Source organism: Streptomyces sp. NBC_01304 (assembly GCF_035975855.1).
In the GTDB taxonomy this organism is placed as follows: Bacteria; Actinomycetota; Actinomycetes; order Streptomycetales; family Streptomycetaceae; genus Streptomyces.
The window spans coordinates 1,755,838-1,779,418 of the sequence record NZ_CP109055.1; the positions used below are offsets into that span (position 1 = coordinate 1,755,838).

The window sequence follows — 23,581 nt, forward strand, 5'->3', positions numbered from 1 at the left end:
GTCACGGCTCATTTCAGCAGCCCCTTGGATTCCAGATAGGCCTCGGCGACGTCCTCGGGCAACCGCCGCCAGCTGTCCACCTGTTGGTTCATGGACGCGAGATCGGCCGTCGTCAGTACGTCGTTGACCTTGTCCAGCGCCTTGGCGACGCGCTCGCTGCCGGCCCGGGAGCGGTTCACGACGGGCACGATGTAATCGGCGTTCTGCAGCTTCTTGTCGTCGGCGAGGAGCACCAGGCCGAACTCGGTGAGCGTGGCGTCGGTGGTGGTCGTGGCGACCATCTGGTCCTGGCCGTTCTGCACGGCCTGCTTGGCGGGCACGGTGCCGAAGCCCTTGGGGTCGACGGCGGTGATGTCGATGCCGTAGACCTTCTTCAACCCCGGTGCGCAGAACGAGCGTTTGACGCATTCGTCGCCCGCCGCCAGCCGCACCGGAAGGCCCGACCTGCCGAGGTCGGAGAGGGTCTTGAGGTGGTGCTCCGCGGCGTAGGAGCCGGCGACCGCGTAGGCGTTCTGGTCGACGGCCTTTCCGGGCGGCAGGACGGTGAGGCCCCGCGGGGTGGCGAGGCGGCGCAAGGCCGTCATCGTGGCGTCGAGGTCCGGGGAGGCCACGGGCTCGGCGTCGGGGCCGTTGGCCTTGGCGTTCAACCAGTCCGCGAAGGTGGCGGCGTACTCGGGGACGACGTCGATCTGGCCGCTTTCCATGGCGGGTTCGTACAGCTCGCGGTTGGCCACGGTCAGGAGCTTGGTCTTGTATCCGGCCTGGCTGAGGAGGCTCGCGTACATGTGCGCGAGGAGCTCGCTCTCGGTGAATCCGGCCGAGCCGATGGTCAGCGAACTGCTGTCGCCCGGCGGGGCGGTGACCTCGCCCTGGTTCTCCAGCGCGGGCCCGGTGGCGCACCCGGTGAGCAGCACGGCGAGGGCGGTCGCGGCCAGTCGGCGCCTCATGCCTCGGCCCTCCCCCGCGCCCAGCCGGGCGCGAGCCGTTCCGCGATCTCGAAGACGGCCTCCACGAGCAGCGCGAACGCCGCGACCAGCACGGCGCCCGCGACGACCTGCGCGGTGGACGCGAGGTTGAAGCCCGCCGTGATGATCCGCCCGAGCCCGCCGCCGCCCGCGAGCGCGGCGATCGTCGCGGTCGCCACGAGCTGTACGGCCGCGATCCGTACGCCGTTGAGGATCATCGGCAGCGCCAGCGGCAGCTCGACCCGCCACAGCTGCTGCCATCCCGTCATGCCCATGCCCCGGGCGGCCCGCACCACGTCCTGGTCGACGCCGCGCATCCCGACGTACGCGTTGGTGAGCAGCGGTGGCACGGCGAACAGGACCAGGGCGACCACGGTGGGGCCCTGCCCGTATTTCCCGAGCGGGGTGAGCAGGAGCAGCACGAGGACGGCGAAGGTGGGCACCGCCCGGCCGACGTTGGAGATGTTCACGGCGAGCGCGCCGCCCTTGCCCAGGTGGCCGAGGACCAGGGCGACGGGCAGCGCGATCAGACAGCTGATCAGCAGACAGACGACGGTCAGGACCAGGTGCTCGGTGAGCCGGTGCCAGATGCCGTCGGCCCCCGACCAGTGGGATCCGTCGGTGAGCCAGTCCCAGGCGTCGGTGAGTGTCTTCATGTACGCCGCCGCCTCATCCGCGCTGCCAGGGGGTGAGGAGCCGCTGGGCGCCGAGCAGCAGCAGGTCGGCGGCGATGGCGATGATCACGCACAGCACGGACGCGGTGAGCACCTGGGCCTTGAAGTAGGTGTTCATGCCCGCGTAGATGAGGTTGCCGAGCCCGCCGAAGCCGACGATCGCGCCGACCGTGACGAGGGAGACCGCCGACACGGTGGCGATGCGCAGGCCGGCCATCGCGGCGGGCAGGGCGAGCGGCAGTTCCACGGTGAGCAGCAGCCGGATCGGGCCGTATCCCATGCCGCGGGCCGCCTGCCGGGTCTCTTCGGGCACGGCGCGCAGTCCGGCGAGGATGTTGCGTACGAGGAGCGTGAGCGAGTAAAGGACGAGGCCCGCGATGACGAGGGATGCGGAGAGCCCGTAGGCGGGCAGCAGCAGCGAGAACATCGCCAGGGACGGGATCGTGTAGAGCACGGTGGTGAGCGCGAGCACCGGGCCCGCGACCGCGCTCCAGCGGCGGGCGAGCAGCGCGAGCGGGACGGCGATCACCAGCGCGATGAGCACGGACACGAGGGTGAGCTGCAGGTGCTGCAGGACCGCGTCGGTGAGGATCTGGCGACGGGTGCTCAGGTAGTCGCCGCAGATCCACTCGTTGCGCGCGAGGCAGTCGTCGGGGGGCGCGGTCACCTGTCCATTGGAGCCCGCGGATGCGCTGGCCGCTCGTCTTGGGGGCCCGTATGGGCGCTCCGCGGGGAGGCGGGTGTGTCGTCTGCGGGCCCGTGGAGCGTGGGCCCGCAGTCCCCCCGCGCCCCTCGCCTCCGCGGGGAGGCCGGTTTGTCGTCTGCGGGCCGGTGGGGGCCGGTCGCGCAGTTCCCCGCGCCCCTGCGGGGCGCTCCTGGGCGGAGCGCTGCCCGGTTGGGCTCAGGCAGGCATTGGTGTCGGGAGTGTGAACCGTACCCCGGTCAGCTTCTCCGACAAGTCCCAGAGCCGAGCGCCCAGTTGGGGATCGGCTGCCGCCTTCGACAGCTCCACCCGCACCGGGGCCCCGCGCAGCTCGGCCATGCCGCCCGGGCCGATGAACTCGCCACCGCGCACCTCCGGCTCGGTCGCCGCGTACAGCTGCGACAGGGCGCCGTCGGCCGGGGCCTGGGCCAGCGGGGCGAGGACCCGGCCGAACAGCAGCCGCACCAGGGCGACCGGCGTGCCCGACTGCAGGTTGGTTGCGGTGTAGCCGGGGTGGGCGAGGACGCTGCGCACCGCGCTGCCCGCCGCGTCGAGGCGCCGGTGCAGCTCGCGCCCGAACACGGCGTTGGCGAACTTCGACTGATTGTAGAAGGCCATGGGCTTGTACCGGCGCTCCCCGGTGAGGTCGTCGAAGTAGAGGCTCCCCTGGCGGTGGTTGGCCGAACTCACCGTGACCACACGGGAGTCGGGCGCGCCGGACAGCAGGTCGAGCAGCAGCCCGGTGAGCGCGAAGTGCCCGAGATGGTTCACGGCGAACTGCAGCTCGTGGCCCTGCGCGCTCAGCGTGCGGGGCGGCGCCATCAGGCCGGCGTTGTTGATGAGTACGTCGATACGGGGGTGGTCGACGCGCACCTTCTCGGCGAAGGCCCGGACCGAGTCGAGGTCGGCGAGGTCGAGCGGGCGCACCTCCAGGCGCGCGCCCGGCTGCTCGGCGGTGATGTCGGCCATCGCCCGCCGGCCCTTCTCCTCGTCGCGCACCGCGAGGATCACCTGCGCGCCGCGGCGGGCGAGGGCCCGCGTCGTCGCCAGGCCCAGGCCGCTGTTGGCTCCCGTGACGAGGAAGATCCGCCCGGTCTGGTCCGGGATGTGTTCGGCATTCCAGCGCTTCTGTTGCGTCATGCGCCACACGCTGCCGTTGATGGCACTTGGTGTCAAGAGCTGCCTGACATGCCATGGCAAGCTCCGAGTGCCGCACAAGGCATGGCATGGCGTGTACGATCGCCCGGTGAACCCGGTGAACTCCCGCCCCGAAATCAGCCTGGCCCAGCGCAAGCGTCAGCTCGTCGCGGACGAGCTGACCGAAGCCGCGCTCCAACTCCTCGTGGAGAAGGGCTTCGACGCGGTCACCGTCGACGAGATCGTGGCCACGGCGGGGGTCTCCAAGCGGACGTTCTTCCGATACTTCGCGTCGAAGGAGGACGTGGTCGTCCAGTTCCTGGCCGACATGGGCACCGGTATGCGCAGCGGGCTCGCGGCCCGGCCGGCGAAGGAGCGGCCCTCGGTGGCACTGCGGCACGCCGTCACGGTGCCGCTCGCCGCCTGCGCCGACCGCTCGGACCACGCCGAGCGGGCGCTGCGCGTGGTGCAGCTGATCCTGCGCACCCCGGCCCTGCTCGCCCGCTTCCTGGAGCGCCAGGCGCAGTGGCGCGACGACCTGGCGGCGGAGCTCGCGGACCGCTCGGGGCTCGACCCCGACGGCGACCTGTACCCGCAGCTGGCCGCCGGGATGGCGCTGACCGCCTTCCACGCCGTGCTCCAGCGGTGGAGCGGCAGCGACGGTTCGCAGGACCCCGCCGAACTGATCGACCAGGCGTTCAAGGTCCTCACCCCCGCCCTGGACGCCGTCCCCAACCGCCGGACGGGCCGGGCGGGTTGACCTCGGGCCGCCCGGCACTTGGGGCGGTGAGATCGAGCAGCGGGCTCGGGTTGCTGTAGGTGATCAGTCCGGACAGCGCCGGCGAGATCGCGTGCCAGGACGAGCGGCGGTACAAGGCGTCGCCGAACGGACCCACCACCGTCTGCCCGGTCACCGGGGTGCCGTCGAAGTCCAGCAGCGCCGCATCCAGGTCCTTGACCAGCTTGACCACGCGCGCCCTGGCGGCGCGCCGGTCGGAGCCGAGAACGCAGCCGGCGTGCCCCCGCACCAGTCGGCGCACCGGCCTGTCGTACGGCATGAGGCTCCACGCGGTCCACGCGGCCCATCGGGGAAGCCCGCAGAACGAAGGGCCCTCAGGCCGTGCGCGAACTGCCGAAGCGGTCGTGGTCGGCGAGTACCGCGTCGATGACGCGCCGGTTGACCGCGGCCTGCTCCGGGTCGGTGTCGATGCAGCCGGACAGCACGAGCAGCGCCTTCCACAGGGCCCAGCCCCGGGCCCGCGCCCACGTCCCCGCGTCCTGGTCGACCGCCTCGCGGAACGCCTCCCGGCTCTCCCCGTCGAACATTCCCCACGCGGCCACCAGATCGCAGGCCGGGTCGCCCACGCCCGAGGTGCCGAAGTCGATGACAGCCGTCAGCTTGCCGTTCTCGACCAGCAGGTTGCCGGCGGCGATGTCGCCGTGGAACCACACGGGCGTCCCGTGCCACTCGGCGGCGAGTGCGGCCTCCCAGACGGCGGCTGCCCGGCCGGTGTCGACCCGTCCCTGCAGCAGGTGCAGGCAGTTCCGGGTCTCGGCGTCGTAGTGGTCCGGGGCGGCGCCCCGGTACCAGCTGTGCTCGCCCGCGACCGGACCGCCGGCGGTCTCGCAGCGCTGCAGCGCGTGCAGGAACCCGGCCACCGAGACGGCGAGGGCGGACATGTCGTCAACGCGTCCGCGCGCGACCGTCTCCCCCGCCAGCCACCCGCGCACCGACCACGGGAAGGGATAGCCCTCGCCGGGTACGCCCCTGGCCAGCACGGGCGGGATCGCCACGGGCAGCGACGGCGCGAGGCGGGGCAGCCAGTGGTTCTCCTTGTCGACCGCCAGGGCATAACTGGCGGCGGTGGGCAGCCGCACCGTCTTGTCGTCGCCGAGGCGATAGGTCCTGTTGTCCCAGCCGTCGACCTCCACCGGCGTCACGGGCAGCTCGCCCCACTGCGGGAACTGGGCGGCCAGCAGGCGCTTGACCAGGGCGGCGTCGATTCCGGCGCGGCCGTCGGGAGGTGTCGAAACCATTCGGGGATCATCGCGCGCGACTCGTTCGCCCCGCAACGCAATTCCTGGCCCGGGACCGGAGCCACGCCGGTGCCCCGGTGCGCGAGATCGAGTAAGTCGCGTTCTGCGCAAGGCATTTGGCGTGCGGACCGTGGCGTACGGCCGGGAGCAGCAACTCCCGGCCGTACGACGAAGAAGCAAGTCCCGACGAGCTCTCGCAGAAACCCACCTCGTGCCTGAAGGACACCACCCATGCCCGCCTGGATCAAGCGGCTGCCCCTCGCGCCCGGCGGGCGTGGCGCAAAATGGCTCCCCCTCTCGACCGGCCGAGCAGCAGGCCACCACCGCCCCGACGGCGTTCGCAATCCTCGCTGCCAAGCGCGAAAAGGTGGCGGGTGCGCACCGGACGGCACAGCGGGAGGCCGAACACGCCCGAGGCGTCCGCGCCCTGACGGGGGCCCAGCTCAGTCGGCGTGTCGCCGGTGGGCCGGGCCCCGCCCGGGCGGTCACCTTCCTGACGGTGCGTCATCCACTTGGACCCCGCCGAGCGGCGCCGACGCCCCGTCGGGGTTCAGCTCTATGCAGGACGCGGTGCTGCCCACGTTGCGGAGAAGGCTCCGTTCCCGCGTCGCCGGAGGACGGGATGAGCGCTCAGGAGATAGCGGTGGGCTCCGTCCTTGTCGCGGTCCTCATGCGTGAGGGCGGGCGGAGTCGATGTCGCGGCCCAGCCGAGAGGTGTCCGGCCACGAGCACACACATGGCCTGCGGCCCGCCCGAACTTCCGTCGGGCGGGCCTCCGCCTGTTTCTGCCCGTCTCCACCTGCTGGTACGGCGTGAAGACGGATGCGGGACCGGCCGCGACTGCCGGTCTCACCACACCGAGCGGCGCCTCGGCGGGGTGAAGGTGTACAGGTCGAGGATCTCCGGCAGCGGCGCGATGCCGGGGCCGCCCGCGCGCACCCAGTCGACGATGTCCTCGGTCGCGGCGGCGTCGTTGACCAGGCCCAGCCACACCGGCCGCGCACCCGCCGCCCGGCCGGCGGCGGAGGGCTGGACGACGATCACGTTGGCCTGGTCGCACACGTCCAGGCACTCGGCTATGCGTACCGGCGCCTGAGCACGCAGCCGTGCGGTCTGCGCGGCATGGTCGACGCCGATCACCTTGGGGCTGCCGCAGCAGCAGTCCCGGCACACGACGACCCGGCACGGCGCCCGGCGGTCCGCCGCCCCCGCCACCTGGTTCTGCGCACTACTGACAGGCTTCGCGGGCATGCCGCACCGTTCCTCTCTTCGGGGAGATCCGCCCCGGTGGTCCGTCGAGGAGGCGACAGCGTGAGTGTCCTGGCTCTCGGGTCGATGCTCGTCCCGGCCTTCCCACCCCCCAAGGGGCAGTGGCCTGTCGGGATCCGCTCGCCGATCACAGTGGCGGGACCGCGCCGGAATCGCACCGGCTTCCTCGGGCCGCCATCGCCTTTTCACCGGTCATCATTTCACGGCTAATCTGCCCGGATGACGGACGGATCAGCCAACGCGCGCGTGCAGTTCGACGGGACGGGGCTCGTCCTCGCCGAGGACCCCGAGCGGAGTGGGGCCTACCGCTTCCCGCGCCAGGACCAGGACGCCGACGGCGCCCTGAGCTCGCTGCCGCTCAGCGCGGCGTTGCATGCCCGCATCCGTCCGGTCGGCACTGCGGAGAGCGTGCTCCGGGACTGGGCAACAGGCGCCCCGCTGCCGGAAACCGCGCCCTGGGACGACCCGGCCGCCGCAGCGCCGGTGCGGGTGCGGGCAGGCGCGATCGTCCTGCGTGACGAGCACATGCTCCTCATCGAGTTCGACGAGGACGGCGAGGTCTACTTCGAGATCCCCGGCGGCGGAGTCGAGCCCGGCGAGTCCCTGCACGACGCCGTCGTACGGGAGTTGCGGGAGGAGACCGCGCTGGCCGGGACCGTGACCGGTGAGGTGGCCCGGGTGTGGAAGGAAGGCCGGCGCGAGCACTACTTCCTGATGTCCGCCGACGGGGAGGTCGGCGACCCCGCCCTGCTCGACAACTACGGCGGCAGGCCCCGGTGGATGCCGGTCCACGCGCTGCCGAGCACGGCCCTGTGGCCCCGGCGGCTGGCCTGGCGCATCGCCCGGTGGCACACGACGGGCTGGCCCGGGCAGCCCGCCGAACTGGCCGACAGCATCCAGGACTTGCGGGCCGACTGCACCTGGTGAGCCGCTGCGGGTGCGGGGCGGCATCGGCGTGCCGCCCCGCACCCTGCCCCCACCTGCCGGGGCCCTCGTGGCAGGGCGCCGGCCGGCCCGCTCAGTGCGGGTCGTAGTGGTGGAAGCCGCGCCCGCTCTTCCGGCCGAGCAGGCCCGCCTCCACCATGCGCTGGAGCAGCGGCGGCGGGGCGTACAGGGGCTCCTTGAACTCTTCGTAGAGGGATTCCGCGATGGCCGCGACGGTGTCGAGGCCGATCAGGTCGGCCAGCTTGAGCGGGCCCATCGGGTGGGCACAGCCGAGCTCCATGCCGGAGTCGACGTCGGTCGGGGTGGCGAATCCGGACTCGGCCATGCGGATCGCCGCGAGAAGGTACGGGATCAGCAGGGCGTTGACGACGAACCCGGCGCGGTCCTGGGAGCGGACCACGGTCTTGCCGAGCGCTCGGGTGACGAACTCCTGGACCGTGTCGGCCACTTGGGGCGTGGTGTGCAGCGAGGTGACGATCTCGACCAGGGGCAGGACGGGGACCGGGTTGAAGAAGTGCAGGCCGAGGACGTGGTCCGCGCGCTGTGTGGCCATGCCCAGGCGCATCACGGGAATCGACGAGGTGTTGGTGGCGAGGATCGCCTCCGGATCCTCGACGATCTTGTCGAGTGCGGCGAAGATCTCCGTCTTGGCGTCCGCGTTCTCGACCACCGCCTCGATCACGAGCCGGCGGTCGGCCAGATCGTCGAGGCTGCCGGTGAAGACGAGCCGGTTCAATGCGTCCTCGGCGGAGATCCGGTCCAGCTTGCCGCGCTGCACGGCGCGTTCGAGGGACAGCGCGACGCGCTCACGGGCCGCCCGCGCGGCCACCGCGTCGGCCTCGCAGACCACGGTGTCGAGTCCGGCGCGGGCGCAGACCTCCGCGATGCCGGCGCCCATCAGCCCGCCGCCGACCACCCCCACCTTGTCGATCCGGGGACTCATGAGCGTGCCTCCGGCCGGACGGCGACCAGGTGGCGGGCGTAGGCGTCGGTGGTGAAGAAGGCGGGCAGATCGCGGCCCAGGGCGGTGCGTTCGAAGAGGGCGCGGGCCTGGTCGACCGGGACCCAGGGGTAGGCGGCGCCGAGGGCGGCGGTCTCCTCGTCCAGGACGGCGATGACCGCGCTGCGGTCCACCAGGCCGTGGCGTATCCACTGCCAGATCTGCACGCGGGCGACATCGGCGGTGGCGGCGTCCTCCATCAGGCCGTGCACGGCCACCGCGCCCCGGCCCTGCAGCCAGGCGGCGAAGTAGTGCAGCGCGACCTCGATGTCGCAGCGGATGCCCTCCGGGGTGGGCGGGCCGCTGGTGCGGCGGACGCCGAGCAGGTCGGCGGGGGTGATGTCGACGTCCTGGCGGCTGCGTTCGATCTGGTGCGGCCGGTTGCCGAGTACGCCGTCGAAGACGTCGCGGCAGACGGGGACGAGGCCGGGGTGGGCGACCCAGGAGCCGTCGAAGCCGTCCTCGGCCTCGCGCTCCTTGTCGAGCCGCACCTTGGCCAGCGCCGCCTCGCGGGCCTGCGGGTCCGTGCCCGGCACCTGGGCGGCCATCCCGCCGATGGCGTGTGCGCCGCGGCGATGGCAGGTGCGTACCAGGAGGTCGGTGTACGCGCGCATGAAGGGGGCGGTCATGGTGACCTTGGAGCGGTCGGGCAGGACGAAGTCGCGGCGATGGCCGAAGGTCTTGATCAGGCTGAACAGATAGTCCCAGCGGCCCGCGTTGAGCCCGGCGCCGTGCTCCCGCAGCTCGTAGAGGATCTCCTCCATCTCGAAGGCCGCGGTGACCGTCTCGATGAGGACGGTGGCGCGGACGGTGCCGCGGGGGATGCCTAGCAGGTCCTGGGCGAGGACGAAGACGTCGTTCCAGAGCCGGGCCTCGTACCGGTTCTCCAGCTTGGGCAGGTAGAAGTACGGGCCGCGGCCCGCGTCGATCTGCCGTCGCGCGCAGTGGAAGAAGTACAGGCCGAAGTCCACCAGCGCGGCGGGGAGCGGCCGTTCGTCGACGACGAGGTGCTTCTCGATGAGGTGCCAGCCGCGGGGGCGTACGGCGATGGTGGCGAGGTCGTCGGCGGCGCCGAGACGGTACTCCTTGCCGTCGGGTGCGGTGAAGTCGATGCGCCGCTCGACGGCGTCGAGCAGGTTGAGCTGCCCGCCGACGATGTTCTCCCAGGTCGGTGAGGTGGCGTCCTCGAAGTCCGCCATCCACACCTGGGCCCCGGAGTTGAGGGCGTTCACGGTGATCCGCCGTTCGGGCGGCCCGGTGATCTCCACGCGGCGGTCGGCGAGCCCGGGGGCGGGCGGTGCGACCCGCCAGTCGCGGTCGGCGCGGACTGCCGCCGTGGTGAGCGGGAAGTCGAGGGGAACGCCGGACGCGATCCGCTCGGCACGGCGGCGGCGCTCGGCGAGCAACTCGAACCGGCGGGCGGCGAAGGCGGCATCGAGCCGGCCGAGGAAGGCGAGCGCCTCGGGGGTCAGGATCTCGTCGTGCCGGTCACCGGGCGGGCCGAGAACTTGTACGCGGCTGATGGTGGTTGGGGCGGTGGCCACGAGGGCTCCTAGGCGGACGGAGGAACAGGAAAGGGGCGGGCCCCGAAAGGTCGGGCCCCGAAGGGGCGCGGGGAACTGCGCGACCAGCCACGACGCACTCGCAGATGACGTACCGGGCCCGGGCCTCGCCCAGAAGGACCAGCCTCCCCGCGGAGCGCTTCGCGGAGCGCCTAGTGGAACTGCGATTCCTCCGTCGAGCCGCGCAGCGCAGTCGTCGAGGACGCCGGGTTGACGGCGGTCGACACCAGATCGAAGTAGCCCGTGCCGACCTCACGCTGATGCCTCACCGCGGTGAAGCCGTGCTCCTGGGCCGCGAACTCCCGCTCCTGCAGATCGACGTACGCCGTCATGCCGTGGTCCGCGTAGCCGCGCGCCAGGTCGAACATGCCGTGGTTGAGCGAGTGGAAGCCGGCCAGGGTGATGAACTGGAAGCGGTACCCCATCGCGCCCAACTCCCGCTGGAACTTGGCGATCTGGTCGTCGTCGAGGGCCGCCTTCCAGTTGAAGGAGGGCGAGCAGTTGTACGCGAGCATCTGGTCCGGGTGCTCGGCGTGGAGGGCCTCGGCGAACTCGCGGGCCTGCGCCAGGTCGGGGGTGCCGGTCTCGACCCAGATCAGGTCGGCGTACGGGGCGTAGGCGAGACCGCGTGCGATGACCGGAGCCATGCCGTTGTGCACCCGGTAGAAGCCCTCTGCCGTGCGCTCCCCCGTCACGAACTGCGCGTCGCGCTCGTCGACATCGCTGGTCAGCAGGTTCGCGGCGAGCGCGTCCGTGCGGGCGACGACGAGGGTCGGCACATCGGCGATGTCGGCGGCGAGGCGGGCCGCGTTGAGGGTGCGGATGTGCTGGGCGGTGGGCACGAGCACCTTGCCGCCGAGGTGGCCGCACTTCTTCTCCGAGGCCAGCTGGTCCTCGTAGTGGATGCCCGCCGCGCCGGCGGCGATCATCGCCTTGGTGAGTTCGAAGGCGTTGAGCGGGCCGCCGAATCCGGCCTCCGCGTCGGCGACGATCGGCGCGAGCCAGTCGGTCGTGTCGCTGCCCCCTTCGGCGGTGGCGATCTGGTCGGCGCGCAGCAGCGCGTTGTTGATCCGACGCACCACCTGGGGAACGGAGTTGACCGGGTACAGGCTCTGGTCGGGGTAGGTGTGACCGGCCTGATTGGCGTCGGCGGCGACCTGCCAGCCCGACAGATAGATCGCCCGCAGGCCGGCCCTCACCTGCTGCACGGCCTGCCCGCCGGTGAGCGCGCCGAGCGCGTGGACGTAGTCCCGTTCGTGCAGTTCGCGCCAGAGCCGCTCGGCGCCGCGCCGGGCGAGGGTGTGCTCCTCGCGGACGCTGCCGGACAGGCGTACGACGTCCTCGGCGGTGTAGGTGCGCTCGATCCCCTGCCAACGCGGGTCCGTCGCCCACCGCTGCCGCAGCTCTTCGGCCGTCGTGCGTGCCTGCGCCATGACTGTTCTCCCCAAGGTGTCTCGTGAAGTGTGCCAACTCCTGGCACGACGTGCCGGGTTGGAAAGTGCAGCCCCTTGACCGGCGGCCACAACACGACTTTCGCAGTGGCACTCCGTGCCCTCAAGCAGGGACTTATGCCAAGTTCTGCGCATCTTCACGGGACAGTTGCCAACTTTGCGAAGCCGACTTCAGCCGACGCGCGGCTCCCCGGCCACCGGGTAGGGCACGAAGGTGCTGCTGTTCTCGTCGATCGCGAGCCGGCGGTCCAGGGGCGGCACGGCCCGCTGCGGGCAGTCGATGCGTTCGCAGAGGCGGCAGCCCATGCCGATGGGAACGGCGGCGGAGATGTTGTCGAGGTCGAGGCCGTCGGAGTAGACGAGCCGGGCGGCATGCCGGATCTCGCAGCCCAGACCGATGGCGAAGGTCTTGCCGGGCTCTCCCCAGCCGCCCCGGTGGCGGGTGGCGGCGCGGGCCGTCCACAAGTACCGCTGGCCGTCCGGCATCGCGGCGACCTGGACGTGGATGCGGCCGGGGGCGGCGAACGCCTCGTAGACGTTCCACAGCGGGCAGGTGCCGCCGGCCCGGGAGAAGTGGAACGCGGTGGCCGACTGGCGTTTGGACATGTTGCCCGCCCGGTCGACCCGGACGAACGAGAAGGGGACACCACGCAGCCGGGGGCGTTGCAACGTGCTGAGGCGGTGGCAGATGGTCTCGTAGCCGAGACCGAAGTGGTCGGTCAGCCGCTCGATGTCGTAGCGGAACTCCTCCGCCGCCGCGTGGAAGCGGCGGTACGGGAGGATCAGGGCTGCGGCGAAGTAGTTGGCGATGCCGATGCGGGCCAGCGGCCAGGCGGCGGAGTCCGGCGCGAAGTCCTCGGAGGCGAGGGCGGAGAGTTCATCGGCGTACTCCAGGAGCGCCAGCTGCGTCGCCATCCGGAACGCCTGCTGGCCGGGGCGCAGCCGGGCGGAGAGGTTCAGGACCCCGGCCGCCGGGTCGTAGCGGTGCAGCAACTCGCCGCAGTCCGCGGCCAGTCGTACGCCGTGACGCTCGGTGAGACGTGCGGACAGGCTGCGCACCACCTCTCCCGGGCGGATGCCGGTCTCGGCGGCCAGCCGCTCCGCGGCGAGGTCCGTGTCGTGCAGATAGTTCTGGCGGCGGTAGAAGAACTCGCGTATCTCCTCGTGTGCGGAACGGGGTTGGGCCGTCGTACCCGGCCCCCGCCCCTCCGCGGCTTCGGTCAGCTGCTCGGCGAGGTGCTGGTTGCGGCGGCCCAGGTCCACCAGGAGCTGCGCCGCCGCAGGGGTGCGCGAGGCCAGCTCCGCGAGGTCGGTCGCCGACACCCGGCCCGCGGCGACCTCGCCGGTGAGGGCGTCCCGCAGGTCGGCCACGAGGCGGCTGGTGTCGCGCTCGGAGAAGAAGCCGGGGTCCACGCCGAACGTCTCCGTCAGGCGCAGCAGGACGGGCACGGTCAGCGGCCGCGAATCGTGCTCCATCTGGTTCAGATAGCTCGGGGAGATCGCGAGGACCCGGGCCAACTCGACCTGGCTCATGCGCCGTTCCTCGCGCAGCCGCCGCAACCGCGCTCCGGCGTACGTCTTGCTCACCCTTGGCTCCTGTCCGGTCACGATCGTCGGCACCGCGTCGCGATCGTAACCACGGGGCGGTTCGCCCCCTTCGGGAGGAGACCGCCATACCCGTACTCCAGCCGCATCCTCTAGGCTGGGTGCGCAGCTGGTTCGCCCCGTCCGCCAGGCGGGAGGCGTCGTAAGAGGGAACCCGGTGTAAATCCGGGACTGCCCCGCAGCGGTGAGCGGGAACGACCGCCGTCATACGCACTGGGCCCGGCCGGGTCTGGGAAGCGACGGCCAGTAGGTGTCCTCCTCTTGGAGGGCGTGCTCGCGAGTCCGAAGACCTGCCCGTTGCCCGCGCGCGATCCCTCGTGCGCGGACATCCCGGTGACCTCGTGGGCGGGTCGGCGTACATATCGGAGGAACACCGCGTCCGTAGTGCGCGTGCGGTCCGTCCGATGTGTCATCCCCCTTCGCGTCCGTGTCCCGTCGCCGGGATCTCAGGAGTCATCTCGCGAAGGAGATTTCCGTGACAGCGAAGTCCGCAGCCGCGGCGGCGCAGGCCACCGTGTACGGCTACCCCCGCCAGGGCGCGCAGCGCGAACTGAAGAAGGCCGTCGAGGGGTACTGGAAGGGCCGGATCGGCGCCGACGCCCTCAAGGAGATCGCCGAGGGCCTGCGCCGGGCGAACTGGCAGCAGTTGGCCGACGCGGGCGTGCACGAGGTGCCGACCGGCGACTTCTCCTACTACGACCACGTCCTGGACACCAGCGTCATGGTCGGCGCCGTCCCCGCCCGGCACCGCGCGGCCGTCGAAGCGGACACTCTCGACGGCTACTTCGCGATGGCCCGGGGCAACCAGGACGTGGCACCCCTTGAGATGACCAAGTGGTTCGACACCAACTACCACTATCTTGTGCCGGAGTTGGGGCCGGACACGGTCTTCGCGGCGGACTCCGCCAAGCAGGTGGCCGAGCTCAAGGAGGCCCTGGCGTTCGGCCACACCGCGCGCCCCGTCCTCGTCGGGCCCGTCACGTACCTGCTGCTCGCCAAGCCCGCCCCCGGCGTCGCGCCCGACTTCGAGCCGCTCACCCTGCTCGACCGGCTGCTCCCGGTGTACGCGGAGGTCCTGGCCGATCTGCGGGCGGCGGGCGCCGAGTGGGTGCAGCTGGACGAGCCGGCCCTGGTCCAGGACCGCACCCCGGCGGAACTGAACGCCACCGCCCGCGCCTACCGCGATCTGGGCGCCCTGCCCGACCGGCCGAAGCTCCTGGTCGCCTCCTATTTCGACCGGCTCGGCGAAGCGCTTCCCGTGCTCGCCAAGGCGCCGGTGGACGGGCTGGCGCTCGACTTCACCGGGGCCGCCGCCGCCAACCTGGACGATCTCGCCGCGGTCGGCGGGCTGCCGGGCAAGCGGCTCGTCGCGGGCGTCGTCGACGGCCGCAACGTCTGGATCAACGACTTCGAGAAGTCCCTGTCCGTTCTCGGCACCCTGCTCGGCCTCGCCGACCGGGTCGACGTGGCCGCCTCCTGCTCGCTGCTGCACGTGCCCCTCGACGCGGCCGCCGAGCGGGACATCGAGCCGCAGATCCTGCGCTGGCTGGCGTTCGCCCGGCAGAAGACGACGGAGATCGTCACCCTCGCCCGCGGCCTCGCCCGGGGCACCGGCGCCATCGCCGCCGAACTGGCCGCCAACCGGGCCGACCTGGCGTCCCGGGCCGGCTCCCCCATCACCCACGACCCGGCGGTGCGGGCCCGCGCCGCCGCGATCACCGACGCGGACGGCCGCCGCTCGGCGCCGTACGAGGCGCGGGCCGCCGCCCAGCGGGACCGCCTCGGGCTGCCGCTCCTGCCGACCACCACGATCGGCTCGTTCCCGCAGACCGCCGAGTTGCGCACGGCGCGCGCCGATCTGCGCGCGGGGCGCATCGGCGCGGCCGCGTACGAGGAGCGCATCGAGGCCGAGATCCAGGAGGTCCTCGCCTTCCAGGAGAAGGCCGGCATCGACGTCCTGGTGCACGGCGAGCCCGAACGCAACGACATGGTCCAGTACTTCGCGGAACAGCTGAGCGGCTACCTCGCCACCCAGCACGGCTGGGTCCAGTCGTACGGCACCCGCTATGTGCGGCCGCCGGTCCTCGCCGGGGACATCTCCCGCCCCGAGCCGATGACGGTGCGCTGGACGTCGTACGCCCAGTCGCTGACCGACCGGCCCGTCAAGGGCATGCTGACCGGTCCGGTGACCATGCTCGCCTGGTCGTTCGTACGCGACGACCAGCCGCTCGGCGACACCGCACGGCAGGTCGCGCTCGCCCTGCGCGACGAGGTCGACGACCTGGAGGCGGCGGGCACTTCGGTCATCCAGGTCGACGAGCCCGCCCTGCGCGAGACGCTGCCGCTGCGGGCCGCCGGACATGCTGCGTACCTGGAGTGGGCCACGGAGTCGTTCCGCCTCAGCACCGGTGGCGTACGGCCGGACACCCAGATCCACACGCACATGTGCTACGCCGAGTTCGGCGACATCGTCCGGGCCATCGACGACCTCGACGCCGACGTCATCAGCCTGGAGGCGGCCCGCTCCCACATGCAGGTCGCCCGGGAGCTGGCCGAGCACGGCTATCCCCGCGAGGCCGGACCCGGCGTCTACGACATCCATTCGCCGCGCGTGCCCAGCGCCGAGGAGGCGGCTTCCTTGCTGCGCAAGGGACTTGAGGCCATCCCGGCCCGGCGCCTCTGGGTCAACCCGGACTGCGGCCTGAAGACCCGCGGCTGGCCCGAGACGCGGGCGTCGCTGGAGAACCTGGTCGCGGCGGCCCGCACGGTGCGGGCCGAACTGCCCGAGTCCTGAGGTGAGTCGAGGGCAGGCAGGGGTGGCCGTACCGCCCCTCCCTGCCCCCCGGCGGCGGGCGAGACGACCGGGCAGCGGCTCGACGCGATGCGTGACCGCCTCGCCCGGGGCGTGCGCATACCCGGATGTCCGCTCGGCGGACACACCGCGGATCACGGACCTGACGGTCGCCCCGGTGGCACGCGGCAGGGGCGCGGGTACGAGACTGCGCGATGTTCTGCCGCTGCCCGCGCCCGACGACCGCGCCTCGTAGAAGAGAACAAGGTCACAGCCGTTCCCTCTGCTGATCCTCCACCGTGCTGACCTACGATCCGACCATGACGGTCCTGCCTGACGACGACCTTTCCCTGGCAGCCGAGTTCCCCGACGCCACGCACGAGCAGTGGCAGCACCTGGTCTCCGGCGTGCTGCGCAAATCGGGCAAGGAGATCTCGAGCGCCGAGGCGGAGGACGCCCTGTCCACCGTGCTGGAGGACGGGCTGAGTGCCCGGCCCCTGTACACCGCGCACGATGCCGCGCCCGACCCCGGCCTGCCCGGCTTCGCACCTTTTGTGCGTGGCAGTCGCGCCGAGGGGAACGTGATCGGCGGCTGGGACGTGCGCCAGCGCCATCTCGTGGCGGACTCGGGCGCGGTCCTGGGTGACCTCGAGAACGGCGTGACCTCCCTGTGGCTGACCGTCGGCGAGGGTGCCGGCATCCCGGTCGCCGCCCTCGACCGCACGCTCGACGGCGTCTACCTCGACCTCGCTCCGGTCGTCCTGGACGCGGGCGACGAGGTCGAGCCGGCCGCGCGACGGCTGCTGAAGCTGTACGAGGAGCGCGGGGTCGCCGCCGAGGCGGTGCGCGGCAATCTGGGTGCCGATCCGCTGGGTCACGAGGGCCGCACCGGCAGCTCGTACGACTTCGCACCCGTGGCCGAGCTGGCCCGGCTGTGCGCCGAGCGGTATCCGGGGCTGCGCGCGCTGACCGTGGACGCGCTGCCGTACCACGAGGCCGGTGGCTCGGCGGCGCAGGAGCTGGGCGCCTCGCTGGCGACGGGCGTCGCCTATCTGCGCGAGCTGACCGGGGCGGGGCTGACCGTCGAACAGGCGTGTGCGCAGCTGGAGTTCCGGTACGCGGCCACCGCCGACCAGTTCACGACCATCGCCAAACTCCGGGCCGCACGCCGCCTCTGGGCCCGCGTGGCCGAGGTCTGCGGGGCACCGCGGGCGGGCGCGCAGCTGCAGCACGCGGTGACCTCGCCGGTGATGATGACGCGCCGCGACCCGTGGGTGAACATGCTGCGCACCACGGTCGCCACGCTGGCCGCCGGGGTGGGCGGCGCCGACGCCGTGACCGTGCTGCCCTTCGACCACGAGCTGGGCCTGCCGGACGCGTTCGCCCGGCGGATCGCCCGCAACACCTCGACCGTCCTCATCGAGGAGTCGCACCTGTCGCGGGTGATCGACCCGGCGGGCGGCTCCTGGTACGTGGAGCGGCTGACCGACGAACTCGCCCACGCCGCCTGGGCGTTCTTCCAGGACATCGAGCGGGCGGGCGGCCAGGCCGCGGCCCTGCGCTCCGGGCTGGTCGGCGACCGCCTCGCCGCGACCTGGGCCGTACGCAGCAAGGCCCTCGCCAAGCGCCGTGAACCGGTCACCGGCGTAAGCGAGTTCCCGAACCTCGCCGAGCCGCCGGTGGTCCGCGAACCCGCACCCGAGCCCAGGTCCGGGGGCCTGCCCCGGGTGCGACGCGACGAGGGCTTCGAGGCCCTGCGCGCCCGCTCCGACGCCCAGTTGGCGGCGACCGGCACCCGGCCCCGCGTGTACCTGGCGGCGCTCGGACCGGCCGCGGCCCACACCGCGCGCCTCACCTCCGCCGCGAACCTCTTCCAGGCGGGCGGCATCGAGCCCGTCACCGAGGGCACGTTCGAGGAGAGCGGGGCCACGGAGGTGTGCCTGTGCTCCAGCGACACGGTGTACGAGGAGCAGGCCGAGAGCACCGCGAAGGCACTGCGCGCGGCGGGCGCCCGCCATGTGTTTCTCGCGGGCCGCCCGTCCTCGTACGCGGATGTCGACAGCTACGTCTTCGCCGGCTGTGACGCCGTGGCCGTGCTTTCCACCACGCTCGACCGCATGGGAGTGTCCTGATGTCCATCCCCGACTTCTCGGCGATCGAGCTGGGCACCCCCTCCCCTGCAGCAGTGGACGGCGGGCTCGACGACTGGCGCGGCGCCGTCAAGAGCGCGGCTGCCGGCGAGGACCTTCTGTGGGAGACCCCGGAGGGCATCGCGGTCAAGCCGCTGTACACCGGGCAGGACCTGGAGGGCCTGGACTTCCTTGAGACGTACCCGGGTGTGGCCCCGTATCTGCGCGGGCCCTACCCGACGATGTACGTCAACCAGCCCTGGACGATCCGGCAGTACGCGGGTTTCTCCACGGCCGAGGAGTCCAACGCCTTCTACCGGCGCAACCTCGCGGCCGGCCAGAAGGGCCTGTCCGTCGCCTTCGACCTGCCCACGCACCGCGGCTACGACAGCGACCACCCGCGCGTCACCGGTGACGTCGGCATGGCGGGCGTGGCGATCGACTCGATCCTCGACATGCGGCAGCTCTTCGACGGCATCCCGCTGGACAAGATGACCGTGTCGATGACGATGAACGGCGCCGTGCTGCCGGTGCTCGCGCTGTACATCGTCGCGGCCGAGGAGCAGGGCGTACCGCCGGAGAAGCTGGCCGGGACCATTCAGAACGACATCCTCAAAGAGTTCATGGTCCGCAACACCTACATCTATCCGCCGAAGCCCTCGATGCGGATCATCTCCGACATCTTCGCGTACACCTCACAGAAGATGCCGCGCTACAACTCGATCTCCATCTCCGGATATCACATCCAAGAGGCGGGCGCGACGGCCGACTTGGAGCTCGCGTACACCCTCGCCGACGGGGTGGAGTACCTGCGGGCCGGGCAGGAGGCGGGCCTGGACGTGGACGCGTTCGCGCCGCGCCTGAGCTTCTTCTGGGCGATCGGCATGAACTTCTTCATGGAGGTCGCCAAGCTGCGCGCGGCCCGCCTCCTTTGGGCGAGGCTGGTCAAGCAGTTCGACCCGAAGAACGCCAAGTCCCTTTCGCTGCGCACCCATTCGCAGACCTCGGGCTGGTCGCTGACCGCGCAGGACGTGTTCAACAACGTGACGCGTACGTGTGTGGAGGCGATGGCCGCGACCCAGGGGCACACCCAGTCGCTGCACACCAACGCCCTCGACGAGGCGCTCGCCCTGCCCACCGACTTCTCCGCGCGCATCGCCCGCAACACCCAACTGCTGCTGCAGCAGGAGTCGGGCACGACCCGGTCGATCGACCCGTGGGGCGGCAGTGCGTACGTCGAGAAGCTGACGTACGACCTCGCGCGCCGCGCCTGGCAGCACATCGAGGAGGTCGAGGCGGCCGGCGGCATGGCGCAGGCCATCGACGCGGGCATCCCGAAGCTGCGCGTGGAGGAGGCCGCGGCCCGCACCCAGGCGCGGATCGACTCCGGGCGCCAGCCGGTCATCGGCGTCAACAAGTACCGGGTCGAGACCGACGAGCAGATCGACGTCCTCAAGGTCGACAACTCCTCGGTGCGCGCCCAGCAGATCGAGAAGCTGCGCCGGCTGCGCGCCGAACGCGACGAGCAGGTCTGCCAGGACGCGCTGCACGCGCTGACCCGGGCGGCGTCGGAGAACACCGGCAACCTGCTGGACCTGGCGGTGCACGCGGCCCGCGCGAAGGCGACCGTGGGCGAGATCTCGGACGCGTTGGAGAAGGTGTACGGGCGGCACGCGGGACAGATCCGTACGATCTCCGGTGTGTACCGCAACGAAGCCGGCGAGTCCCCGTCCGTGGACCGCACCCGCACCCTGGTCGACGCCTTCGGCCAGGCGGAGGGGCGGCGTCCGCGCATCCTGGTCGCCAAGATGGGCCAGGACGGGCACGACCGCGGCCAGAAGGTGATCGCCACCGCGTTCGCCGACCTCGGCTTCGACGTCGACGTCGGCCCGCTGTTCCAGACGCCGGGCGAGGTCGCGCGCCAGGCCGTCGAGGCGGACGTGCACATCGTCGGGGTCTCGTCGCTCGCCGCCGGGCACCTCACCCTCGTACCGGCGCTGCGTGAGGCGCTCGCCGAGGAGGGCCGCGAAGACATCATGATCGTGGTCGGCGGGGTGATCCCGCCGCAGGACGTGGCCACGCTCCTGGAGATGGGCGCGGCTGCCGTGTTCCCGCCCGGCACGGTCATTCCGGATGCGGCGTACGACCTGGTGGAGCGACTCGCCGCCGACCTCGGCCACGGCACCCTGTAGTTCATGAAGACCATCGATCTGAACGCGTATGTGAAGGGCGTACTCGACGGGAAGCGGGCGTTCATCGCGCGCGCCATCACGCTCGTCGAGTCGACCCGGCCCGGGCACCGGGCGCTGGCCCAGGAGTTGCTGACGGAGCTGCTGCCGCACAGCGGGAACGCGCGGCGCATCGGGGTCAGCGGGGTGCCGGGGGTCGGCAAGTCGACGTTCATCGACGCGTTCGGCTCGATGCTGACGGAACTCGGCCACCGGGTCGCGGTGCTCGCCGTCGACCCGTCCTCCACTCGTACCGGCGGCTCCATCCTGGGCGACAAGACCCGGATGGAGCGCCTTTCGGTCGATCCGGCCGCTTTCGTGCGCCCCTCCCCCTCGGCGGGCACCCTTGGCGGCGTCGCCAAGGCGACCCGGGAGTCGATGGTCGTGATGGAGGCGGCGGGCTACGACGTCGTCCTCGTGGAGACGGTGGGCGTCGGCCAGTCCGAGACCGCGGTGGCGAACATGGTCGACTCGTTCCTGCTGCTCTCCCTGGCCCGCACCGGCGACCAGCTCCAGGGCATCAAGAAGGGCGTCCTGGAGCTCGCCGACGTGATCGCCATCAACAAGGCGGACGGGCCGCACCAGCGCGATGCCCAGGCCGCCGCCCGTGAACTCGCGGGCGCGCTGCGGCTGATGCATCCGGTGGATGCGGCCTGGACTCCGCCGGTGCTCAGTTGCAGCGCCCGCGAATCCGCCGGACTCGACACGGTGTGGGAGCGCCTGGAGCAGCACCGCTCGTTGCTCGACTCCACCGGACGCCTCACGGCGAAGCGCCGCGACCAGCAGGTCGACTGGACCTGGACGATGGTCCGCGACGAACTCCTGGGGCGGCTGCACGCCGATCCGGCGGTCCGCTCCCTCGCTCCCGACCTTGAACAGCGGGTCAGGAAGGGTGAGTTGACGGCCACCCTGGCCGCCGAGCGCATCCTGGACGCCTTCGGGGGCGACAGGGGCTGAGCCCCCGCACGGGCCTTGATCCTGCTCGCCGGCTCCTCTTGCTCCGGCTCATCGGCTCCCATTGATCCTGCTCACCAGGTCTTTCTGGCGCACCCCCGTCGTAAACGGCCTTTAGGTTAGGCTAACCTTCCCAGCGTGAAAGTTGAGGAAGAGACGACCTCAGGGACCGCCACGCGTCCGCACAGCCCTGCGCTGTCGGCCACCGCGGTGACCGTGGCGTACGACGGCATCGACGTCGTGCACGACGCGGCGGTCAGCCTGCGCCCCGGCGCGGTGACCGTCCTGGTGGGCCCGAACGGCAGCGGGAAGTCGACCCTCCTGCGCACCCTCGCGCGGCTGCAGAAGCCGCGGACCGCCACCCTCACCCTCGACGCCGACACCGACGCCCTCGCCCTGAGCCCCCGTGAGTTCTCCCGGCGCGTGGCCCTGCTCACCCAGGGCCGCCCCACGCCCAGCGGGCTGACCGTGCGCGACGTCGTCGAGTTCGGCCGCTACCCGTACCGGGGCCGCTGGGGCGCCGCGGACCCGGGCGGCCGGGCCGCGGTGGACCGCGCGCTCGCCATGACGGGCGTGAGCGACCTCGCCGACCGCGGCGCCGAGCACCTCTCCGGCGGTCAGCTGCAGCGGGTCTGGCTCGCCGGCTGTCTCGCCCAGGAGACCGGCGTACTGCTCCTCGACGAGCCCACGAACCACCTCGACCTGCGCTACCAGGTCGAACTCCTCGACCTGATCCGCGACTTGGCGGACGACCACCACATCGCCGTGGGCGTCGTCCTGCACGACCTCGACCAGGCGGCCGCCGTCGCCGACGGGATCGTCCTGCTCCAAGACGGCCGGATCGTCGCCGAGGGCCGCCCCGACGACGTGCTGACACCGGAGCGTCTGACGGAGGTCTACGGCATCCGGATCGAGGTCTCGCACGACCCCCTGACGGGCCGGCTTCGCACCCGTGCGATCGGCCGGCACCACACACGAAGCACAGACACAGCACGACGCATCGACACAGCACGCGGGGTCGAGGCGCGAAGCAACGAAGCACGCGGCGACGACGCACGCGGCAACTCCACGCGAAACCAGAGCGAAAGGCTCAGCACACCCTCATGAAGCGCCTCCTGATCACCGCGGCGGTCGCCACCGCCGCGGCCCTCACCCTGACCTCCTGCGGCACCACCGAGCCGGCCGCCGACAGCAAGAAGAAGACCTCCGAGGCCATCACCCTCACCGACGGCACGGGCGAGCAGGTGAAGCTCGACGGACCGGCCAAGAAGGTCGTCGCCACCGAGTGGAACGTCGTCGAGAACATGATCTCGCTGGGCGTCGACCCGGTCGGCGTCGCCGACGTCAAGGGCTACCAGACCTGGGACACCGTCGTCCCGCTGAAGAACGACCCCAAGGACGTCGGCACGCGCGGCGAGCCGAGCATGGACTCCATAGCCTCCCTGTCGCCCGACCTCATCCTCGCCACCACCGACCTGCCCGCGGCCGCCATCAAGCAGATGCGCGAGATCGCCCCGGTCCTGACGGTCGAGCCGGCCGACGCTGCCGACCCGATCGGGCAGATGACGAAGACCCTCGACCTCGTCGCGAAGGCCACCGGCACCACGGAGCAGGCCGACAAGCTCAAGGCGCAGTTCGACGCGAAGGTCGCCGACGGCAAGAAGGCCCTCGAGAAGGCCGGCCTCGGCGGCGCCGAGTACGCGTTCGCCGACGGCTACATCGTCTCCAACCAGGTCCAGATCCGCCCGTTCACGAGCGGCTCCCTGATCGGCGGCGTCAACGAGAAGCTCGGCCTGAAGAACGCCTGGAAGGTCAAGGGCGACAAGAAGTACGGGCTCGGCTCCACCGACGTCGAAGGCCTCACCAAGCTCGGCGACAAGGTGCACTTCGCCCACATCGGCAACAAGGACGACAAGACCAGCACCCCGTTCACCGGCGTCCTGAACAAGAACTCCGTGTGGAAGTCCCTGCCGTTCGTGAAGGCCGGCAATGTGCACCAGCTGCCCGACGGCATCTGGATGTTCGGCGGCACCGCCTCGATGGAGGCGTACGTCGACGCCGTCGTCAAGGAACTGACCAAGTAACCGACCAGGCAAGGGACTCGCGAGGGACCGACCGAGCAAGGGACTGA

Annotated in this window: 19 protein-coding genes and 2 riboswitches; of the genes, 8 read left to right on the top strand and 11 right to left on the bottom strand. The window is 71.7% G+C overall.

The genetic code is table 11. The features are described from left to right. Window positions 1-8: 8 nt before the first annotated feature. The 4 genes from OG430_RS07735 to OG430_RS07750 form a co-directional block, all read right to left on the bottom strand. On the bottom strand, window positions 9-947 hold the full coding sequence (locus OG430_RS07735) for an ABC transporter substrate-binding protein (protein WP_327351678.1): 939 nt from the start codon (window positions 945-947) through the stop codon (window positions 9-11). After that, window positions 944-1,621: an ABC transporter permease gene (locus OG430_RS07740; RefSeq protein WP_327351679.1), complete on the bottom strand. Its 678-nt coding sequence runs from the start codon at window positions 1,619-1,621 to the stop codon at window positions 944-946. Before OG430_RS07740 ends, OG430_RS07735 begins: the two co-directional genes overlap by 4 nt. A 13-nt stretch (window positions 1,622-1,634) precedes the next feature. Next, entirely contained in the window at window positions 1,635-2,306 is a 672-nt protein-coding gene (locus OG430_RS07745) for an ABC transporter permease (RefSeq protein ID WP_327351680.1), read from the bottom strand. A 234-nt stretch (window positions 2,307-2,540) separates the two neighbouring features. Continuing rightward, entirely contained in the window at window positions 2,541-3,482 is a 942-nt protein-coding gene (locus OG430_RS07750; RefSeq protein ID WP_327351681.1) for an oxidoreductase, read from the bottom strand. A 106-nt stretch (window positions 3,483-3,588) separates the two neighbouring features. On the opposite strand from OG430_RS07750, the gene OG430_RS07755 reads away from it, so the two are divergent. Next, window positions 3,589-4,239: an acyl-CoA-like ligand-binding transcription factor gene (locus OG430_RS07755; protein ID WP_327351682.1), complete on the top strand. Its 651-nt coding sequence runs from the start codon at window positions 3,589-3,591 to the stop codon at window positions 4,237-4,239. Here OG430_RS07755 and OG430_RS07760 read toward each other — a convergent pair. The 3 genes from OG430_RS07760 to OG430_RS07770 all read right to left on the bottom strand — a co-directional run bounded on the left by OG430_RS07760 (window position 4,187) and on the right by OG430_RS07770 (window position 6,767). Further along, on the bottom strand, window positions 4,187-4,537 hold the full coding sequence (locus tag OG430_RS07760) for a hypothetical protein (RefSeq protein ID WP_327351683.1): 351 nt from the start codon (window positions 4,535-4,537) through the stop codon (window positions 4,187-4,189). The two genes, OG430_RS07755 and OG430_RS07760, sit on opposite strands and share 53 nt — an antisense overlap. A gap of 55 nt (window positions 4,538-4,592) precedes the next feature. Beyond that, window positions 4,593-5,516, bottom strand: a complete 924-nt coding sequence (locus OG430_RS07765) for an aminoglycoside phosphotransferase family protein (RefSeq protein WP_327351684.1) — start codon at window positions 5,514-5,516, stop codon at window positions 4,593-4,595. 849 nt (window positions 5,517-6,365) lie between these two features. After that, window positions 6,366-6,767: a (2Fe-2S) ferredoxin domain-containing protein gene (locus tag OG430_RS07770; protein ID WP_327351685.1), complete on the bottom strand. Its 402-nt coding sequence runs from the start codon at window positions 6,765-6,767 to the stop codon at window positions 6,366-6,368. A 62-nt stretch (window positions 6,768-6,829) separates the two neighbouring features. Continuing rightward, window positions 6,830-6,953: riboswitch (cobalamin riboswitch) on the bottom strand. Window positions 6,954-7,004: 51 nt separating this feature from the next. On the opposite strand from OG430_RS07770, the gene OG430_RS07775 reads away from it, so the two are divergent. Continuing rightward, window positions 7,005-7,712 (top strand): NUDIX domain-containing protein, encoded by a 708-nt coding sequence (locus OG430_RS07775; protein WP_327351686.1) that lies wholly within the window; start codon window positions 7,005-7,007, stop codon window positions 7,710-7,712. Window positions 7,713-7,803: 91 nt separating this feature from the next. Here the strand turns inward: OG430_RS07775 and OG430_RS07780 are convergent, their stop codons facing one another. The 4 genes from OG430_RS07780 to OG430_RS07795 form a co-directional block, all read right to left on the bottom strand. After that, complete coding sequence (locus tag OG430_RS07780) at window positions 7,804-8,673, bottom strand: 3-hydroxybutyryl-CoA dehydrogenase (RefSeq protein ID WP_327351687.1); 870 nt, start codon at window positions 8,671-8,673, stop codon at window positions 7,804-7,806. After that, window positions 8,670-10,274: a malate synthase A gene (aceB, locus tag OG430_RS07785; protein ID WP_327351688.1), complete on the bottom strand. Its 1,605-nt coding sequence runs from the start codon at window positions 10,272-10,274 to the stop codon at window positions 8,670-8,672. Before aceB ends, OG430_RS07780 begins: the two co-directional genes overlap by 4 nt. A 170-nt stretch (window positions 10,275-10,444) precedes the next feature. Continuing rightward, entirely contained in the window at window positions 10,445-11,725 is a 1,281-nt protein-coding gene (gene aceA / locus OG430_RS07790; RefSeq protein WP_327351689.1) for an isocitrate lyase, read from the bottom strand. Window positions 11,726-11,914: 189 nt separating this feature from the next. Beyond that, window positions 11,915-13,330, bottom strand: a complete 1,416-nt coding sequence (locus tag OG430_RS07795; RefSeq protein ID WP_327351690.1) for a short-chain fatty acyl-CoA regulator family protein — start codon at window positions 13,328-13,330, stop codon at window positions 11,915-11,917. A gap of 111 nt (window positions 13,331-13,441) precedes the next feature. Continuing rightward, window positions 13,442-13,660, top strand: a riboswitch (cobalamin riboswitch). A gap of 163 nt (window positions 13,661-13,823) precedes the next feature. Here OG430_RS07795 and metE point away from each other — a divergent pair. From metE to OG430_RS07825, 6 genes are all read left to right on the top strand, one after another. Further along, entirely contained in the window at window positions 13,824-16,142 is a 2,319-nt protein-coding gene (gene metE / locus OG430_RS07800; RefSeq protein ID WP_327351691.1) for a 5-methyltetrahydropteroyltriglutamate--homocysteine S-methyltransferase, read from the top strand. A gap of 317 nt (window positions 16,143-16,459) precedes the next feature. Next, window positions 16,460-18,271 (top strand): methylmalonyl-CoA mutase family protein, encoded by a 1,812-nt coding sequence (locus OG430_RS07805; RefSeq protein ID WP_327351692.1) that lies wholly within the window; start codon window positions 16,460-16,462, stop codon window positions 18,269-18,271. Further along, window positions 18,271-20,460, top strand: coding sequence for a methylmalonyl-CoA mutase (gene scpA, locus OG430_RS07810; RefSeq protein WP_327351693.1), 2,190 nt, complete (start codon window positions 18,271-18,273; stop codon window positions 20,458-20,460). Before OG430_RS07805 ends, scpA begins: the two co-directional genes overlap by 1 nt. A 3-nt stretch (window positions 20,461-20,463) precedes the next feature. Continuing rightward, window positions 20,464-21,453, top strand: a complete 990-nt coding sequence (meaB, locus tag OG430_RS07815; RefSeq protein ID WP_327351694.1) for a methylmalonyl Co-A mutase-associated GTPase MeaB — start codon at window positions 20,464-20,466, stop codon at window positions 21,451-21,453. A gap of 135 nt (window positions 21,454-21,588) precedes the next feature. Beyond that, window positions 21,589-22,557: an ABC transporter ATP-binding protein gene (locus tag OG430_RS07820; RefSeq protein ID WP_327351695.1), complete on the top strand. Its 969-nt coding sequence runs from the start codon at window positions 21,589-21,591 to the stop codon at window positions 22,555-22,557. Further along, the gene (locus OG430_RS07825) at window positions 22,554-23,534 is read left to right on the top strand and encodes an iron-siderophore ABC transporter substrate-binding protein (protein WP_327351696.1); all 981 of its coding nucleotides are present in this window, start codon (window positions 22,554-22,556) and stop codon (window positions 23,532-23,534) included. The genes OG430_RS07820 and OG430_RS07825 overlap by 4 nt, the downstream gene beginning before the upstream one ends. Window positions 23,535-23,581: the final 47 nt, after the last annotated feature.

Excerpts from the sequence above, each read along its gene's own strand:
- OG430_RS07735 (WP_327351678.1), bottom strand. The coding sequence starts at position 947 with ATGAGGCGCCGACTGGCCGCGACCGCCCTCGCCGTGCTGCTCACCGGG.
- OG430_RS07740 (WP_327351679.1), bottom strand. The coding sequence starts at position 1,621 with ATGAAGACACTCACCGACGCCTGGGACTGGCTCACCGACGGATCCCAC.
- OG430_RS07750 (WP_327351681.1), bottom strand. The coding sequence starts at position 3,482 with ATGACGCAACAGAAGCGCTGGAATGCCGAACACATCCCGGACCAGACC.
- OG430_RS07760 (WP_327351683.1), bottom strand. The coding sequence starts at position 4,537 with ATGCCGTACGACAGGCCGGTGCGCCGACTGGTGCGGGGGCACGCCGGC.
- OG430_RS07765 (WP_327351684.1), bottom strand. The coding sequence starts at position 5,516 with ATGGTTTCGACACCTCCCGACGGCCGCGCCGGAATCGACGCCGCCCTG.
- OG430_RS07770 (WP_327351685.1), bottom strand. The coding sequence starts at position 6,767 with ATGCCCGCGAAGCCTGTCAGTAGTGCGCAGAACCAGGTGGCGGGGGCG.
- OG430_RS07775 (WP_327351686.1), top strand. The coding sequence starts at position 7,005 with ATGACGGACGGATCAGCCAACGCGCGCGTGCAGTTCGACGGGACGGGG.
- OG430_RS07780 (WP_327351687.1), bottom strand. The coding sequence starts at position 8,673 with ATGAGTCCCCGGATCGACAAGGTGGGGGTGGTCGGCGGCGGGCTGATG.
- aceA (WP_327351689.1), bottom strand. The coding sequence starts at position 11,725 with ATGGCGCAGGCACGCACGACGGCCGAAGAGCTGCGGCAGCGGTGGGCG.
- OG430_RS07805 (WP_327351692.1), top strand. The coding sequence starts at position 16,460 with ATGACGGTCCTGCCTGACGACGACCTTTCCCTGGCAGCCGAGTTCCCC.
- scpA (WP_327351693.1), top strand. The coding sequence starts at position 18,271 with ATGTCCATCCCCGACTTCTCGGCGATCGAGCTGGGCACCCCCTCCCCT.
- meaB (WP_327351694.1), top strand. The coding sequence starts at position 20,464 with ATGAAGACCATCGATCTGAACGCGTATGTGAAGGGCGTACTCGACGGG.
- OG430_RS07825 (WP_327351696.1), top strand. The coding sequence starts at position 22,554 with ATGAAGCGCCTCCTGATCACCGCGGCGGTCGCCACCGCCGCGGCCCTC.